Origin of the sequence: Amycolatopsis cynarae (assembly GCF_026802195.1) — a bacterium.
Classification (GTDB): Bacteria; Actinomycetota; Actinomycetes; order Mycobacteriales; family Pseudonocardiaceae; genus Amycolatopsis_E; species Amycolatopsis_E rhizosphaerae.
The window spans coordinates 1,300,289-1,317,024 of record NZ_CP113836.1 but is presented as its reverse complement, the minus strand read 5'-3'; the positions used below and the strand labels follow the sequence as shown (position 1 = coordinate 1,317,024).

General features: G+C 70.7%; 14 protein-coding genes. 5 read left to right on the top strand and 9 right to left on the bottom strand.

All coding sequences use genetic code 11. From position 1 onward, the window contains the following. Positions 1-66: 66 nt before the first annotated feature. Positions 67-1,014: a helix-turn-helix domain-containing protein gene (locus ORV05_RS06450; protein WP_268757525.1), complete on the top strand. Its 948-nt coding sequence runs from the start codon at positions 67-69 to the stop codon at positions 1,012-1,014. A 193-nt stretch (positions 1,015-1,207) separates the two neighbouring features. Here ORV05_RS06450 and ORV05_RS06445 read toward each other — a convergent pair whose 3' ends face one another. From ORV05_RS06445 to ORV05_RS06435, 3 genes are all read right to left on the bottom strand, one after another. After that, positions 1,208-4,015 (bottom strand): vitamin B12-dependent ribonucleotide reductase, encoded by a 2,808-nt coding sequence (locus ORV05_RS06445; protein ID WP_268757524.1) that lies wholly within the window; start codon positions 4,013-4,015, stop codon positions 1,208-1,210. Between the two features lie 25 nt (positions 4,016-4,040). Then, positions 4,041-4,511: a transcriptional regulator NrdR gene (gene nrdR, locus ORV05_RS06440; protein ID WP_144592300.1), complete on the bottom strand. Its 471-nt coding sequence runs from the start codon at positions 4,509-4,511 to the stop codon at positions 4,041-4,043. 321 nt (positions 4,512-4,832) lie between these two features. Then, entirely contained in the window at positions 4,833-5,285 is a 453-nt protein-coding gene (locus tag ORV05_RS06435; protein WP_268757523.1) for a hypothetical protein, read from the bottom strand. Positions 5,286-5,622: 337 nt separating this feature from the next. Between ORV05_RS06435 and lexA the strand changes: the two genes are divergently transcribed. Then, the gene (lexA, locus tag ORV05_RS06430) at positions 5,623-6,348 is read left to right on the top strand and encodes a transcriptional repressor LexA (RefSeq protein ID WP_268757522.1); all 726 of its coding nucleotides are present in this window, start codon (positions 5,623-5,625) and stop codon (positions 6,346-6,348) included. 136 nt (positions 6,349-6,484) lie between these two features. Here the strand turns inward: lexA and ORV05_RS06425 are convergent, their stop codons facing one another. The 3 genes from ORV05_RS06425 to ORV05_RS06415 form a co-directional block, all read right to left on the bottom strand. Next, on the bottom strand, positions 6,485-7,432 hold the full coding sequence (locus ORV05_RS06425; protein ID WP_268757521.1) for an esterase-like activity of phytase family protein: 948 nt from the start codon (positions 7,430-7,432) through the stop codon (positions 6,485-6,487). Positions 7,433-7,565: 133 nt separating this feature from the next. Further along, on the bottom strand, positions 7,566-9,008 hold the full coding sequence (gene hflX, locus ORV05_RS06420; protein ID WP_268757520.1) for a GTPase HflX: 1,443 nt from the start codon (positions 9,006-9,008) through the stop codon (positions 7,566-7,568). A gap of 43 nt (positions 9,009-9,051) precedes the next feature. Beyond that, complete coding sequence (locus ORV05_RS06415; protein WP_268757519.1) at positions 9,052-9,546, bottom strand: ArsR/SmtB family transcription factor; 495 nt, start codon at positions 9,544-9,546, stop codon at positions 9,052-9,054. Between the two features lie 92 nt (positions 9,547-9,638). On the opposite strand from ORV05_RS06415, the gene ORV05_RS06410 reads away from it, so the two are divergent. Beyond that, entirely contained in the window at positions 9,639-10,880 is a 1,242-nt protein-coding gene (locus ORV05_RS06410) for an MFS transporter (RefSeq protein WP_268757518.1), read from the top strand. 2 nt (positions 10,881-10,882) lie between these two features. Here ORV05_RS06410 and dapF read toward each other — a convergent pair whose 3' ends face one another. From dapF to ORV05_RS06395, 3 genes are read right to left on the bottom strand one after another with little or no spacing between them, the layout of a single operon-like run. After that, positions 10,883-11,704: a diaminopimelate epimerase gene (gene dapF / locus ORV05_RS06405; RefSeq protein WP_268757517.1), complete on the bottom strand. Its 822-nt coding sequence runs from the start codon at positions 11,702-11,704 to the stop codon at positions 10,883-10,885. A 9-nt stretch (positions 11,705-11,713) separates the two neighbouring features. Beyond that, on the bottom strand, positions 11,714-12,622 hold the full coding sequence (gene miaA, locus ORV05_RS06400) for a tRNA (adenosine(37)-N6)-dimethylallyltransferase MiaA (RefSeq protein ID WP_268757516.1): 909 nt from the start codon (positions 12,620-12,622) through the stop codon (positions 11,714-11,716). Next, complete coding sequence (locus ORV05_RS06395) at positions 12,619-13,308, bottom strand: class III extradiol dioxygenase subunit B-like domain-containing protein (protein WP_268757515.1); 690 nt, start codon at positions 13,306-13,308, stop codon at positions 12,619-12,621. Before ORV05_RS06395 ends, miaA begins: the two co-directional genes overlap by 4 nt. 242 nt (positions 13,309-13,550) lie before the next feature. On the opposite strand from ORV05_RS06395, the gene ORV05_RS06390 reads away from it, so the two are divergent. Further along, the gene (locus ORV05_RS06390) at positions 13,551-14,867 is read left to right on the top strand and encodes a DUF349 domain-containing protein (RefSeq protein WP_268757514.1); all 1,317 of its coding nucleotides are present in this window, start codon (positions 13,551-13,553) and stop codon (positions 14,865-14,867) included. A gap of 169 nt (positions 14,868-15,036) precedes the next feature. Then, on the top strand, positions 15,037-16,722 hold the full coding sequence (locus ORV05_RS06385) for a thiamine pyrophosphate-binding protein (protein WP_268757513.1): 1,686 nt from the start codon (positions 15,037-15,039) through the stop codon (positions 16,720-16,722). Positions 16,723-16,736: the final 14 nt, after the last annotated feature.

Sequence of the window (16,736 nt, the reverse complement as noted above, 5' to 3'; positions counted from 1 at the left end):
AAATCCTGTACCCGCGGGCCCTCGGCGCCCAGTGTCTGGAACGACACGACCCGTACAATTCCCGACATGGGCTCCTTCCCGCGTTCCGTGGCGGTCGCCGCCACCGAGGGGATGCTGCACTTCGAGCTGTCCCTGGCCTACGAGGTCTTCGGCTCCGCCCCGGCCGTCCTGCCCGGCCCCTGGTACGACGTCACGGTGTGCGGCACGGACGCCGTCCGGGTCGGCCGGTTCCTGCTGGAGCCGGACTGCGGGCTCGACCGGCTGGCGCACGCCGACACCGTGATCGTCCCCGCCTTGGCGGACGTCGACGAGGACCCGCCCGCCGAACTGGTCGAGGCGGTGCGCGCGGCCCACGAGTCGGGCGCGCGGGTGGTCTCCCTGTGCACGGGCGCGTTCGTCCTCGCCGCCGCCGGACTGCTGGACGGGCTGAGCGCGACCACGCACTGGGCACACACCGACGACCTCGCCGCGCGCTATCCGCGGGTGAAGGTCGACCCGGACGTGCTCTACGTCGACAACGGCAGCGTGCTCACGTCCGCGGGCAAGGCCGCGGCGATGGACCTGTGCCTGCACCTGGTCCGCCGCGACCAGGGCTCGGCGGTCGCCAACGTGGTCGCCCGCCGCCTGGTCGTGCCGCCCCACCGGGCCGGCGGCCAGGCCCAGTTCGTCACCACGCCGGTGCCCGCCCAGGACGGCCATCCCCTGGCCGACCTGCTCCCCTGGGTGATGCGGCGGCTGGACCAGCCACTCACCGTGGAGGATCTGGCCCGCCAGGCGAACATGAGCTCGCGCCACCTGACCCGCCACTTCCGCTCGATCACCGGCACCACCCCACTGCAGTGGCTGCTGACGCAGCGGATCCGGCGTGCGCAGGAGCTACTGGAAGCCACCGACGACAGCATCGAAACCATCGCTTCGGCGGCGGGCATGGGCACGGCGACCACGCTGCGCCGCCACTTCCACCGCGCGATCGGCGTCCCGCCGGACGCCTACCGCCGCACGTTCCGGGCGTGAGGCCTGGAGTTCGCTATTCCGCGCCCAGCACTGCGGTCGCACGCCGGTATCTGCCCGGGGCCACGCCGTACTCCCGTTTGAAGGCGTGGGCGCTTCGGCGAGGTCGTTTCAAACGCGGCAGGATGACCGCCACCAGGTCGGGCGGGGTGCCGACTGGATCATCGACACCCCGCCCGACCTGGTATTCGATGTATCAGCTGCAGCCGGAGGTGGCGCCGCAGCCCTCGCAGACGTAGCACGAACCGGCCGGCCGCATCTTGGTGCCGCAGGTCATGCACAGCGGCGCGTCCGCGGCCTTGCCGAGGTGCAGTTCCATCAGCTCGGCGGTGCTGTGCGCGGACTCGGTGTCCACCTTGGACTGGTTCGACTCCACCGTGCTGCGCAGGGCTTCCAGGTCCACGCTTTCCTGCTCGACGGCGGCAGGCGTGCCGTAGTCCGCCTCGACCTGCGCGGTGCGCTCCTCGGCGGTGAAGATGCCGAGCTGCGCGCGCTTGTCGTAGGGCAGGTAGTCCAGCGCCAGGCGGCGGAACAGGTAGTCCAGCACGCTGGTGGCGATGCGGATGTCCGGGTCGTCGGTCATGCCTGCCGGCTCGAACCGCAGGTTCGAGAACTTCGACACGTAGAACTCGAGCGGGATGCCGTACTGCAGGCCCACCGAGATCGACATCGAGAAGGCGTCCATCACACCGGCCAGGGTCGATCCCTGCTTGCCGAGCTTGACGAAGATCTCGCCGAGCCCGTCGTCCGGGTAGGAACCGGCGTGCAGGTACCCCTCGGCACCGCCGACGGTGAACGACAGGGTCTGGCTCGGACGCTTCTTCGGCAGGCGCTTGCGGACCGGCTTGTACTCGACGATCTTCTCCGGTTCGGCCACCGCCACGGCCGTTTCCTTCTTCGCCGAGGACAGCGGCTGGCCGACCTTGCAGTTGTCGCGGTAGATCGCCAGCGCCTTCAGGCCCAGCTTCCAGCCCTGGAAGTAGATCTCCTCGACGTCCTCGACGGTCGCCGACTCGGGCATGTTGACCGTCTTGGAAATCGCGCCCGAGATGAACGGCTGCACCGCGGCCATCATCCGCACGTGGCCCATCGGCGCGATGGACCGCTCACCGATCGCGCAGTCGAACACCTCGTAGTGCTCGGGGCGCAGGCCCGGGGCGTCCACCACGTGGCCGTGCTGGGCGATGTACTCGACGATCGCCTCGATCTGCTCGTCCTGGTAGCCCAGCGCCTTCAGCGCCCGCGGCACGGTCTGGTTGACGATCTGCATGGACCCGCCGCCGACCAGCTTCTTGAACTTCACCAGCGAGAAGTCCGGCTCGATACCGGTGGTGTCGCAGTCCATCATGAAGCCGATGGTGCCGGTCGGGGCCAGCACGCTGGCCTGCGCGTTGCGCCAGCCGTTCTTCGTGCCGACCTCGATGCCGCGCTGCCATTCCCGGGTAGCCAGATCGCGCACCGCCACATCGTTGGCGTGGTAGGTGCGGATCGCGTCGTTGGCGGCCGAGTGCTTGCGCATCACGCGCTGGTGCGCCTCGGCGTTGCGGGCGTAGCCCTCGTACGGGCCGACGATGCCGGCCAGCTCGGCCGACCGGCGGTAGGAGGTACCGGTCATCAGCGAGGTGATCGCCGCGGCCAGCGCGCGCCCGCCGTCGGAGTCGTAGGCGTGGCCGGTGGCCATCAGCAGCGCGCCCAGGTTGGCGTAGCCGATGCCCAACTGGCGGAACTTCCGCGTGGTGTCGCCGATCGCCTCGGTGGGGAAGTCCGCGAAGCAGATCGAGATGTCCATCGCGGTGATGATGAACTCGACCGCCTTGACGAACAGCGGCGCGTCGAAGGTGCCGTCGTCGGACAGGAACTTCAGCAGGTTCAGCGAGGCCAGGTTGCAGCTGGAGTTGTCCAGGTGCATGTACTCGCTGCACGGGTTCGACGCGGTGATGCGGCCCGACTCCGGGCAGGTGTGCCAGTCGTTGATCGTGTCGTCGTACTGCAGGCCCGGGTCGGCGCATTCCCACGCCGCCTGCGCCATCGAGCGGAACAGCTTCTTCGCACCGACCCGCTCGATCTCCTCACCGGTGAGCCGGGCCCGCAGGCCGAAGTCGCCGTCGTCTTCCACCGCGTGCATGAACTCGTCGCTGACCCGCACCGAGTTGTTCGCGTTCTGGTACTGCACGGAGTTGATGTCCGCGCCGGACAGGTCCATGTCGAACCCGGCGTCGCGCAGGACCCTGATCTTCTTTTCCTCGCGCGCCTTGGTCTGGATGAACTCCTCGATGTCCGGGTGGTCGACGTCCAGCACGACCATCTTCGCGGCACGGCGCGTGGCACCACCGGATTTGATGGTGCCCGCCGAGGCGTCGGCGCCGCGCATGAACGACACCGGGCCGGAGGCGGTGCCGCCGGAGGAGAGCAGTTCCTTGGAGGAGCGGATGCGGGACAGGTTCAGGCCCGCGCCCGAGCCGCCCTTGAAGATCAGCCCTTCTTCCTTGTACCAGTTGAGAATCGACTCCATGTTGTCGTCGACCGCCAGGATGAAGCAGGCGCTGACCTGCTGCCGGGAGGTCGTGCCGACGTTGAACCACACGGGCGAGTTGAAGCTGAACACCTGGTGCAGCAGCATCCAGGTCAGCTCGTGCTCGAAGATCTCGGCGTCGGCGGCGCCGGCGAAGTAGCCGTTCTCGGTGCCCGCCTTGACGTAGGTCTTCACGACCCGGTCGATGAGCTGCTTGAGGCTGTGCTCACGCTGGGGGCTGCCCACCGCGCCCCGGAAGTACTTGCTCGTGACGATGTTGGTGGCGTTGACCGACCAGAAGTCGGGGAACTCCACACCGCGCTGCTCGAAGTTGATCGAGCCGTCGCGCCAGTTCGTCATCACGACGTCGCGCTTTTCCCAGTCCACCTCGTCGTAGGGGTGCACGCCCTCGGTGGTGAACACGCGGGCGACGCTCAGGCCTCGCTTGCCCCTCTTCGCGCTTTTGCCGCCCGTCGCCACGGTCTCCGTCATGATCTCCCTCTCCTGCCGGAGGCGGTCATTCGCCTTCCGGTACCGAATCCGCCATGGCCTTGCGCAGGTCCGCAATCTCCTTCTCGAAGTCCTCGACGGACGAGAAGGACCGGTAGACACTGGCGAACCGGAGGTAGGCGACCTCGTCGAGCTCGCGAAGCGGGCCGAGAATGGCCAGGCCGACCTCGTGGCTCGGGATCTCCGCGACCCCCGTGGAGCGGATGGTTTCCTCCACCCGCTGCGCGAGCTGCTGCAGGGCGTCGTCGTCGACCGGCCTGCCCTGGCAGGCCCGGCGCACGCCCCGGACCACCTTGTCCCTGCTGAACTGCTCGGTCACCCCGGAACGCTTCACGACGGCGAGCACCATCGTCTCGGAGGTGGTGAACCGGCGGCCACACGCCGAACACGACCTGCGGCGGCGGATCGCCTGTCCCTCATCCACCTCGCGAGAGTCGACGACCCGGGAGTCGGCATGGCGGCAGAACGGGCACCGCATCGGCCGATCACCTTTCCCTTCCGTCAGTTCCGTTGCACGGCTCCCCCAGGGGCTACCCACCGCCGCTCAGCCCGCCACGCAACGGTCAAGGAAACGGCGTCGACCTGGTGATCGACTTGTGGACAGCCGGTGGGTAAGTACCGAGCAGCTGTGGACAACTCGCTTCAGACTACCCCAACTTGTGGACCAACTACAGCCATGTAACTACTACATATAGCGGTGGACCTTAGAACGCGCGCAGTCGGGGCGCAAGCGAGGGGTGGCCTTGTCGGACGTGTCGTTCCTCGCCCCGGCGGCCCGCAGCCGCCGGACCAGCGCGGATCAGTTCCCGGCACCCGAGAAGTTCCCCCCGACGGGGACGGTCAGCGGCATGCCGTCCACGACCGCGCCGCCGCCGAGGCGGTTCAGTTCGCGGATCCGGGCGACCACCGCATCCGGATCCGCCCCCGGCGCGTACCGGTGGGCGAGCGTCCACAGGTTTTCCCCGGCGCCCACGGTGACGGTCGCGGTGCGCTCCGGCACCGCGCCCGACACGCGGCCGGCGAACAGGCTGAGCCCGGCGACGAGCAGGGCGGCCACCAGCGCGAGCGCGAGCAGCCATCGCCACCGCCAGGTGACCGGCCTGGGCCCGCAACCGGAACCCACCGGACGGCCGCAGGCCGCCACCAGCCGCGCCCTCGTCGGGGGCCGCCCGGGCTCCCCCGCGGGGCGGAGGACCTTCCGGCCTTCGGTGACTCGTTCGAGAGCGGAGACGCCATTCAGCAGCACCGACATCGCGCCGGCCTCCTCGCAGGTCTGGGACCTGGTCCGGCACCGAGCACCGCGGGAGCCAGGTCGAACACCAGTTCTATCGAACCTCAGAGCGAATGTGTACCACCCGGCCCCGCCGAAATCGAGCCCCACCCGGCGTGTCGCTCGAACAGTTGTTTGATGTTCACGGCCTCCTGGACTACCGTGGGTGACCAGGAGAAGGCGAATCGCGCCGGTCGCGCGGTCCGGAAGCCGGTGCCCGTCCTGACGCCGTCCCGGCGCCGCTACGGCGCCGGTGGCATCGGTCGGTCGCGGGGTGATCGCCGGGTGCCGTGCGGACAGAGAACTGGGAGGCAGCACAATGACAGACACCGACGAAGCGGCCGAGATCCCCCCGCGGCCCGGCGGCCGTTTCGGGAACGTGCACCCGCTTCCCGACCCCGAAGACGTCGAGGAGGGGCTCAGCCCGCGCCAGCAGCAGGTACTGGAGGTCATCCGGGCCTGGGTCGACCGGTTCGGTTACCCGCCCAGCGTGCGGGAGATCGGCGAGGCCGTCGGGCTCACCTCCACCTCCTCCGTCTCGCACCAGTTGCGCACCCTCCAGCGCAAGGGCTACCTGCGTCGTGACGCGAACCGCCCCCGCGCGGTCGGCGTGCTCACCGCCGACGCCGAGCGGGCGGCGCGCATCGGCCGCACCGAGGCGCAGATGCCCAAGCCCGCCTACGTGCCCGTGGTCGGCCGGATCGCCGCCGGTGGCCCGGTGCTGGCCGAGCAGTCCGTCGAAGACGTCTTCCCCCTGCCCAAGGACATCGTCGGCGAGGGCGAGGTGTTCCTGCTCAAGGTCGCGGGCGACTCGATGATCGACGCCGCGATCACCGACGGCGACTGGGTGGTGGTCCGGCAGCAGCCGACCGCCAACAACGGCGAGATCGTGGCGGCGATGATCGAGGGCGAGGCCACGGTCAAGACCTTCAAGCGCAAGGGCGGCCACGTCTGGCTGCTGCCGCACAACGAAGCCTACGAGCCGATTCCGGGTGACGACGCCACCATCCTGGGCAAGGTCGTCGCAGTCCTGCGCCGTCTCTGAGAGCTGTATCGAAGTGTTTTGCGCGGCGGTGCGGGTGGCGGTCCCTGGCTGCGGGATCTCCTCCTCATGAACGGCACGGCCCCGCACCCCCGCCGGAGCGGGCACGCCCTGCGTGCTTCGGCGGGGCGGGGGCCGGTCACCTGCCGAGACGGCGCTTGATCCATCCCCCGCCGAACACCAGGGCGCTGGCCAGGGCCACCGCGAGGAGCAGGCCCGGCATCGTCCGCATCCCCGAAGACTTCCCCGTCGTCGCCGTTTCTCCGTTCCCGGCGGGCGAAGCCGGGCCGGTGCTCGTGTTCGCCGCCAGCGCGACCGCGCCGGGTACCGCACGAATCGGCTGTCCGACGCCCTCCCCGCCGGACAGCAGGGTCCCGTCGGGTTCGAACGCGATCGCCTCCCCCTGCGGCTCGTCCGGCAGCGGCACCCGCACCGGCTCCCTTCGCAGGGCGGCGAGCACATCCCCGTCCGGTGCGGGGTAGAGGTAGGCGTCGGTGTAGGTGCGCAGCGCGACCATCTTCCCGTCCGCGCTGGTCGCCCCGCCCGTGACGAGCACCGAGCCGAACCCCGCCACCGGCCCGCCCACGGTGCCCGTCGAGTGGAAGCTCAGCGAACCGGCGCGGGTCAACGGGGTCGGACCGGGACTGGTGAGCCGCCCCGCCGGGGTGTAGATCCCGGTGTCGCCGAACGGGTTCTTCGTCACCAGGTACGGCGTTCCCCCGGCGTCCAGCAGCAGGGCCTCGGTGTCGTGCCGGCCATCCGGATAGGTCAGCCGATAGAGGGTGGTCCGGCCCTGCGGGGTCACCGCCAGCAGGGCCACCGTGTCCCGTTTCTTGTCGTTGTCACCGGTGTCGGACAGCCACAGCGTGCCGTCGGCGGCCCGAGCGAGATCCTCCACGTCGTAGGGATCGGTGGGGGCGGTGATCATCCGCTGGACCGAGCAGTCGCGCCCCAGCACGAACACCTCCACCCGCGAACCGCCGTCGTTGATCGCGTACCACTGGCGTCCGTCAGCGACCAGACCGGACAGTTCGGTGATCCGCCGGTCGGTCACCGTGCACACCGGCACCGGTTCCGCGGATGTCACTGCCGCCCGGAAACCCACGGAGGCCGCCGCCGCGGGAGCGTTCGAAAGCACCGTCAGCAGGCAGGCCAGGAGCACGAAAAGGGAGCCCGGGTGCTTCCCCGGGCTCCCTGGAGCCGTGTGCCGCCTCGCCACGTCAGGCGGGCGAGCCGTGCACGACGTAGGCGTCCAGCGCGGAAGCCAGGTCCGGCCGGACCCGGGCGCACAGGCGCGTTCCCTCCGGCAGGTGCTCCTCGCTCAGGACCTCGCCGTCGGCGTGGGTCCGGGCGACCAGATCCCCGCGCGTGTAGGGGACCAGCACCTCCACGGTCACCTCCGGCCGCGGCAGGCGCTCCGCGATCCGCTCGAGGAGCGCGGACACACCCTCGCCGGTGCGGGCGGACACCACGACCGCGTCGGGCAGCAGATGCCGCAGCCGCACCAGGGACAGCTCGTCGGCCGCGTCCGCCTTGTTGATCACGATCAGCTCGGGCGGCAACGGCTGCGAACGGGTCCGGTTGATCTCCGCCAGCACCTCGTGCACCGCGTTCACCTGCTCCTCGGGAGCGGGGTCGGAGCCGTCCACGACGTGCACCAGCAGATCGGCGTCCGCGGCCTCGTCGAGCGTCGACCGGAACGCGTCCACCAGCTGGTGGGGCAGGTGCCGGACGAACCCGACCGTGTCGGTCAGCGTGTACGTCCGCCCGTCGGGCGTGCTGGCGCGCCGCGTGGTCGGGTCCAGGGTGGCGAACAGCGCGTTCTCCACCAGCACCCCGGCCCCGGTGATCGCGTTGAGCAGGCTCGACTTACCGGCGTTGGTGTAGCCGACGATGGCCACGCTCGGCACCTCGTTGGCCACCCGCCTGCCGCGCTTGGTGTCGCGGATGGTGTCCATCGCGGCGATCTCGCGGCGCAGCTTGGCCACCCGCTTGTTGATCCGCCGCCGGTCGGTCTCGAGCTTGGTCTCACCGGGACCACGCAGGCCCACACCGCCGTTCGCGCCGCCCGCCCGGCCACCGGCCTGCCGGGACAGCGTCTCGCCCCAGCCGCGCAGCCGCGGGATGAGGTACTGCAGCTGGGCCAGCTCGACCTGCGCCTTGCCCTCCTTGGAGCGCGCGTGCTGGGCGAAGATGTCCAGGATCAGCGCCGTCCGGTCGATCACCTTGACCTTGAGCTTCGCCTCCAGCTGGCGCAGCTGGCCGGGCGAAAGCTCACCGTCGCAGATCACCGTGTCGGCGCCGGTGGAGATCACGATGTCGGCCAGCTCCCGGACCTTGCCCGAGCCGATGTAGGTGGCCGGGTCGGGCCGGTCCCGCCGCTGGACGAGGCCCTCCAGCACCTCGGAACCGGCGGTCTCGGCCAGGCGCGCCAGCTCGGCGAGCGAGGCCTCGGACTGCGCCGCGGTGCCTTCGGTCCACACGCCGACCAGCACCACGCGTTCGAGCCGGAGCTGCCGGTATTCGACCTCGGTGACGTCCGCCAGTTCGGTGGACAGTCCCGCGACCCGCCGCAGCGAGACGCGGTCCTCGAGTTCCAGCTCGCCGACCGAGGGGTCGTCGCGAAAGTCCGTGTTTGCCGATGTGTGTGTCAGTTCTGTCATCGTCCTTCCATCGTCCCACGGTTCGCGGGAGAAACCGAACTCTTTACCGGCTCGGATAGGTCGCGAGGTAGATCGCGGTGCCCTCGGTGCCGTCCCGGGGCGGCTTCGCCACGTACTCCTCGAACAGGTCGTCGAGCCTGGTGGTGAACTCTTCGAGCTCCTCCGGCGAGAGCCGCACCACCAGCCGGGTCTGTTTCAGGCCGCCGGCCGGGACCTCGGTGATCTCCGCGAGGTAGGCCTCGAGCATCGCTTCGTCCAGTTCCTCCCCCATGCCGTCGAGCTGCCAGGAGAGCCCGGTGGAGAGGTAGGGGATCTCCTTGGCCCCCCGGTTGCCCCGGCGGGGCTGCTGGGGCGCCAGAAAACCCGTTTCCACGAGCTTTCGCACGTGGTGGAGGGTGGTGGCGGGATCCCGGTGCAGGCGCTCGGCGAGTTCCTTGTTCGTCAGCGCCTCCGCATGGGTCAACCGGATGATGCGCAGCCGTATTCCGGAGGCCAGCGCGTTCGCCTCCGCCTCGGTCGCCTTCCGCCGCTCCGTCACGCGACCAGCCTAAGCCGGGGCGGGATGCCCCGAGCGGCAGTGGCCGCAAAAGTGATTGACGATTTCCAATCACTTGCGGCAGGCTACCCGCCATGCGGCGCGACTCCCTGCTGTTCCACCCCGACTTCCGCCGGCTGTGGGCGGGCGACACGGCCGGTCAGCTCGGCACCTACGTCGGTCAGACCGTCATCCCCCTGCTCGCCGCCACCGTGCTGGCCGCCACCCCGTTCGAGATGGGCCTGCTCACCGCCACCGAGAACGCGGCCTTCCTGCTCATCGGGCTGCCCGCCGGGGTGTGGGTGGACCGGATGCGGCGGCGTCCCTTGATGCTGCGGGCCGACTTCGCCCGCGCCGCCCTGCTGGCCACCGTGCCCCTCGCCTGGTGGGCGGGGGTGCTGACCCTGGCGCAGTTGATCGTCGTCGCCCTGCTGGTCAGCGCCGCGACGGTGTTCTTCGACGTGTCCTACCAGTCCTACCTGCCCTCGCTGGTGGGACGGGCCCAACTGGTCGAAGGCAACACGAAACTGCAGGCCAGCCAGTCCACCGCGGGGGTGGTGGGACCGGGGCTCGGCGGTGCGCTCACCCAGTTGCTCGGGGCGGCCAACGCGGTGCTCGCCACCGGACTCGGCTTCGTCGCCTCCGGCCTATTCCTCCTGCGGATCAAGGCCACTGAACCCGCCCCGGAACCGCGCGACGGCACGCCGCTGCGCACCAGCATCGCCCAGGGGCTCAAGTTCGTGTTCACCAACCCGGTCCTGCGCGCGATCACGATCTGCACCGCGACGGCCAACCTCGCGAACACCATGTTCGCCTCGATGCAGATCCTGTTCCTGACCCGTGACCTGGGGCTGGGCTCGGCGGCCGTCGGCGCCCTGCTGACCTCGATGGGCGCGGGCGGGGTGGCCGGGGCGCTGACCGCGGGGTTCTGGATCCGCCGCCTCGGCCAGGCCCGCTCGATCTGGCTGATCCCGCTGTTCACCTGGCCCGCGCAGTGCCTCGTGCCACTGGCCGCCCCCGGCCCGCGCGTCGCACTGGTGGCCGCCGGGCTCGCGATCATGAGCTACGGCGTCATCGTCTACAACGTCGCGCAGGTCAGCTACCGGCAGACGATCTGCCCCGACCGGCTGCTCGGCCGGATGAACGCGACCGTCCGGTTCGTGGTGTGGGGCACCATGCCCCTCGGCGGCCTCCTGGGCGGGGTGGCCGGGGAAGCGCTGGGCGTGCGGGGCACGCTGTGGGTCGCGTCCGCGGCGCTGGTCGTGCCGATGACCGCACTGCTCGTGTCGCCGCTGCGGCGGATGCGGGACGTGCCCGCGGAGCCGGTCCCTTCCTGAACCTACTGCTGCGCGTCCCACCAGGCTTCGTACAGTTCGCCGCGCGCGACGAACTCGGCGGGCCCGGTGAGCGTCGACTGGCCGCGCCGCAACGCGACCGTGACCCGGCCTCCCGGAATCTCCACAATGGACTCCCCGGTGTCCGTGCCGGCCTGGTGCAGCGCCGCGGCCACCGCGGCGACCGTGCCGGTACCGCAGGACCGGGTCTCCCCCACGCCGCGTTCGTACACCCGCATCCGCAGCAGGCCGTCGTCGAGCGGGTTGACGAACTCCAGGTTCACGCCCTCCGGGAAGAAGTCCCGGTCGTAGCGCGGCGGGAGGGCCAGATCGAGTTCGCGCACGTCTTCGTCCACTATGGACACCAGATGCGGGTTGCCCACGTTCACGGCCACTCCGGAGAAGTGCCGTCCGTCCACGATCGACACCGAAGCGCCGGTGATCGCGGCGGGCCCCATCTCGACGGTCACCGAACCGTCCGGGTGCACCACGACGGGGCGGTCCCCGGCGCGGCTGCCGACCACGAACTCCCGGCCGTCCACCAGTCCGGCGTCCACCAGGTACCGCGCGAACACGCGCATCCCGTTGCCGCACATCTCCGCGACGGACCCGTCCGCGTTGCGGTAGTCCATGAACCACTCGCCCGCGGACGGCAGGCCCAGCGCCTCGGCGCGGGCGACGCGCAGCACACCATCGGCACCGAGCCCGCGCTGCCGGTCGCACAGGGCGGCGACTCGACCCGGCGTCAGTTCGAGACGACCGGACGGATCGGGCAGCAGCACGAAGTCGTTCTGTGTGCCATGCCCTTTGAGGAACTCGATTGCCACGCGCTCAGACTACTGGGCGACCACGGAAAGCACCCGCGCGGCCACATCCTGATCATCTCCGCGGAACCAGTGGATCCGCCCGTCCCGGCGGAACCAGGATCGTTGCCTGCGCACGAATCGCCGGGTGGCCTGTTTCGTGGCGGCCGCGGCGGCCGCGAAGCCGGCGGCGTCACCGCCGGAGTCGAGCGCGGCGAGCACCTGCTGGTAGCCCAGCGCCCGCGACGCCGTCTTGCCCTCGCGCAGCCCACGGGCGGCCAGCGCACGCACCTCGTCGACCAGACCGGCCTCGAACATGCGGTCCACTCGCAGGTCGACCCGCTCGTCGAGTGCCTCGGCGGGACGGTCGATCCCGACCAGCACCGTGCCGTACCGCGCCGGACCGGGTTTCGGCATGTTCGCCGAGAACGGGCGTCCGGTGATCTCGATGACCTCCAGTGCCCGCACGATCCGGCGCGTGTTGGAGGGCAGGATCGCGGCGGCCGCCACCGGATCCAGCAGGCACAGCCGCTCGTGCAGTGGTCCGGGACCGGCCTGGGCCGCCTCGGCCTCCAACCGGGCCCGCACCTGGGGGTCGGTGCCGGGGAACCGCAGGTCGTCGAGCACGGCCTGGACGTAGAGGCCGGAACCCCCCACCAGCACCGGCACCTTCCCCTCGGCCAGCAGGCGCTCGACGATCGCGCGGGCATCGCGCTGGTAGGCCGCGACCGAGGCCGTCTCGGTCACGTCCAGCACGTCCAGCAGGTGGTGCGGGACACCGCGCCGCTCCGGAACCGTGATCTTGGCGGTACCGATGTCCATGCCCCGGTAGAGCTGCATCGCGTCGGCGTTGATCACCTCGCCGCCGAGTTCGAGGGCCAGTGTGACGGCGAGATCGGACTTCCCGGTGGCGGTCGGCCCCACCACGGCGACCGGCTTCACCCGCGCTCCCACACCGCGACGTGGTAGGCGACACCGAAGGGCGCCGCCGAGTACAGCAGTTCCGCCCGCCATCCGTCGCCGAGCCCGGCCAGGACCTGCCACGCGGCACGCCCGCTCGCCCCCAGCTCCGCCGCGAGTCCCGGATCGAGTGCTAACAGCGCCTCGGCGTCGGCCTTGGCCAGCGCCTTGGCGACCGAGTCGTCGAAACCCGCCGCCCGTTCGTCGGCGCTCCCCGGCGCACCCGCCCCGTGCCGGTTCGAGCCGTCGCCGAGCACGAGTAGTGCGGACGGGCCGTCCTCGTCGAGGTCCTCACCGACCCGCGCGCACCCCGCCGGCTCCGTGGCGTCACCGAGCAGCCTCACCGCGACCGACTCGGCCCCGGTCTGCTCCCGCAGCCACCCCGCGACCAGCGCCGGAAGCGGCAGGCCCGACTCCGGCTCCTCGCCGGAGCCGTCGGCGGACAGGCGCACCGGCACGTCCGCGCCGTACCCCCGGAAACTGCCCGCCGAGCGGGGCGGAACGGTGAGATCCTCGGGGTGCGGGCCGACCGCGACCCAGCGCGCGCCCAGCGTGCGCACGGCGGACAGACAGGCATCCCGGAGGGAGGCGAGGCCGGGTTCGGTTCCCGGGGACAGCCGCGGCACCAGCAACGGCGCCTGCGGCACCACGGCGACATGCGTGATCACACCGATCGAGGCTACCCGGGGACCATGCGAAGACCGTGATCACACCGTTCCCACAGCCCGCCACAGTAGAATCACCCGCTCCGACCACCCCACCGAGTACCACAAGCCACGCTGAACTGCTTGAATGCGGCGAGGGGTCGAAAAGCGCGCCCCACCCGTTCGACACCCGCACGACCCGGCCCCACCCCCGGTGGGGCGCCCGCCCCACCCGGGGTGGGCCAACAGGCGATAAGGAGCCTGCGATGGCCGACGAGACAGAGACCGGCACCCCGGCACCGAGCAAGATGCCACCCGCGCACGCCCCGGCCGGCCAGGAGGCCCGGCCGGTCCCCCCGGCCGAGCCGCACCCGTCCCGGTGGGGCCGGGTGGACGCCGAGGGCAACGTCTACGTGCGCACCGCGGACGGTGGTGAGCGCACCGTGGGCGTCTGGCAGGCAGGCAGCCCCGAGGAAGGGCTGCTGCACTACGCGCGGCGCTTCGACGATCTGCGTACCGAGGTCGAGTTGCTGGAGACCAGGCTCAGCTCGGGCGCCGGCGACCCGAAGCACGCACTGACCACCGCCACCCAGCTGCGGGACGGGCTGGCCGAGGCCGCCGTCGTCGGCGACCTCGCCGCGCTGGCCGCCCGCCTCGACCAGATCGTGGCGCACGCGGAAAGCGCGCTCGCCAGTGCCCGCGCCGAGCGCGAGGAGGCCCGTGCGGCCGCGATCGCGCGCAAGCAGGCGCTGGCCGAGGAGGCCGAGCGGATCGCGGCGGAATCCACCCAGTGGAAGGCGGCGGGCGACCGGCTGCGCACCATCCTCGAGGAGTGGAAGACGATCAAGGGCGTCGACCGCAAGACCGACGACGACCTGTGGAAGCGGTTCTCGAAGGCCCGGGAGGCGTTCAACCGGCGGCGTGGCTCGCACTTCGCCGAGCTGGACAAGCAGCGTGCCGCGGCGAAGTCCCGCAAGGAAGAGCTGATCGCCGAGGCGGAGCAGCTGGTCGACTCCGACGAATGGGGCGCAACGGCCGGCCGCTACAAGGAGCTGATGGCCGAGTGGAAGGCCGCGGGCCGCGCGCCGAAGGAGACCGACGACGCGCTGTGGCAGCGGTTCCGCACCGCGCAGGACAAGTTCTTCGCGCGGCGGTCGGCGGTGTTCTCGGAGCGGGATGCGGAGTTCGCGGGCAATGCCGCCCGTAAGGAGGAACTGCTCGCCGAGGCGGAGAAGATCGACCCGGCGGCCAACCTCGACGCGGCCAAGGCCCAGCTGCGCCGCATCCAGGAGCAGTGGGACGAGATCGGCAAGGTCCCCCGCGAGCGCATCCGCGAACTGGACGGCCGGCTCAAGGCGGTCGCAGATCGCGTCCGCGAGGTCGAGGACAGCCGGTGGCGCCGCACCGACCCGGAGGCGCAGGCCCGCGTGGCCCAGTTCCGCGAGCGGGTGCAGCAGTTCGAGACCCAGGCCGCCAAGGCCCGCGCCGCCGGTGACGAGCGCCGCGCGAAGCAGGCCGACGAGCAGGCCGCGCAGTGGCGCGAGTGGATGCAGGCCGCGGAACGGGCCGTCGCCGAACGCTGACCACCTCGGTTGTGCAGCGGGGCCTGTTTGCTCCGAATGATTCGGAGCAAACAGGCCCCGCTCAACCACGCTGACACACGGAAGGGCGTGGCGTTGTGCGGGCGAGAAGTGTATACAGTATGTGATCGGCGAGTATGCAGTATTCGGTAGTGAGGAGATGACGGCGCACATGGCAGGCGACGGCGAACCCCGGTTGATCTCCGGCGGCCATCTCGTGGCGAAGGCCCTCAAGGCGGAGGGCGTGGACGTGATCTTCACCCTCTGCGGCGGCCACATCATCGACATCTACGACGGGTGCGTGGACGAGGGCATCGACGTGGTGGACGTCCGCCACGAACAGGTGGCCGCCCACGCCGCGGACGGCTACGCCCGCATCACCGGACGGCCGGGATGCGCCGTGGTGACCGCCGGTCCCGGCACCACGGACGCGGTCACCGGCGTGGCCAACGCACTACGGGCGGAAAGCCCGATGCTGCTCATCGGCGGACAGGGCGCGCTGAGCCAGCACAAGATGGGTTCCCTGCAGGACCTGCCGCATGTGGACATGATGTCCCCGATCACGAAGTTCGCCGCCACCGTGCCCGCCACGGAGCGCGCGGCCGACCTGGTCTCGATGGCCTTCCGCGAATGCTTCCACGGCGCGCCGGGCCCGTCGTTCCTGGAGATCCCCCGCGACGTACTCGACGCGAAGGTGCCGCTGGACGGGGCCCGCATTCCCCGGCCCGGTGCCTACCGCGCCTCCACGCGCAGCGCGGGAGACCCGGAGACGATCGAGCGCCTGGCCGACCTGCTGGTCCACGCGCGCAAACCCTGCGTGCTGCTGGGCAGCCAGGTGTGGACCTGCCGGGCCACCGACGCGGCCGTCGAGTTCGTCCGAGAACTCACCGTGCCCGCCTTCATGAACGGTTCGGGGCGCGGCACGCTGCCGCCGGGCGACCCGCACCACCTGCACCTGGCGCGCCGTTACGCCTTCGCCAACGCCGATCTGATCATCATCGTCGGCACCCCGTTCGACTTCCGGATGGGGTACGGGCGCCGTCTGCCTGCCGACGCCACCGTCGTGCAGATCGACCTCGACTACCGCACGGTGGGCAAGAACCGGGACATCGACCTCGGGATCGTGGGCGACGCCGGGCTCATCCTGTCCTCGGTGACCCAAGCAGCCTCCGGTCGCGTGGACAACGGCGCCACCGCCCGCAAGGCATGGCTCGACGAGTTGCGGGCCGTGGAGACGCGGGCCTGCGAAGAGCGGCTGCCACGCCGGCATTCCGACGCCAACCCGATCGACCCGTACCGCCTGGTGCACGAGATCAACGAATTCCTCACCCCCGACTCGATCTACATCGGCGACGGCGGCGACATCGTCACCTTCTCCGGACAGGTGGTCCAGCCGAAATCACCCGGGCACTGGATGGACCCGGGACCGCTGGGCACCCTCGGCGTCGGCGTGCCGTTCGTGCTCGCCGCGAAGTACGCCCGCCCGGACAAGGAGGTCGTCGCGCTCTTCGGCGACGGCGCGTTCAGCCTCACCGGCTGGGACTTCGAAACGCTCGTGCGGTTCGACCTGCCCTTCATCGGCGTCGTCGGCAACAACTCGTCGATGAACCAGATCCGTTACGGGCAGACCCAGAAGTACGGCGCGCAACGCGGCCGCGTGGGCAACACGCTCGGCGACGTGCCCTACAGCGAATTCGCGAAGATGCTCGGCGGCTACGGCGAAGAGGTCCGCGACCCCGCCGGCATCCGGCCGGCGCTGGAACGCGCCCGCGAATCCGGCAAACCCTCCCTGATCAACGTCTGGGTCGATCCGGATGTCTACGCGCCCGGAACGATGAACCAGACCATGTACAAGTAGGGGGCCCTCAAGCG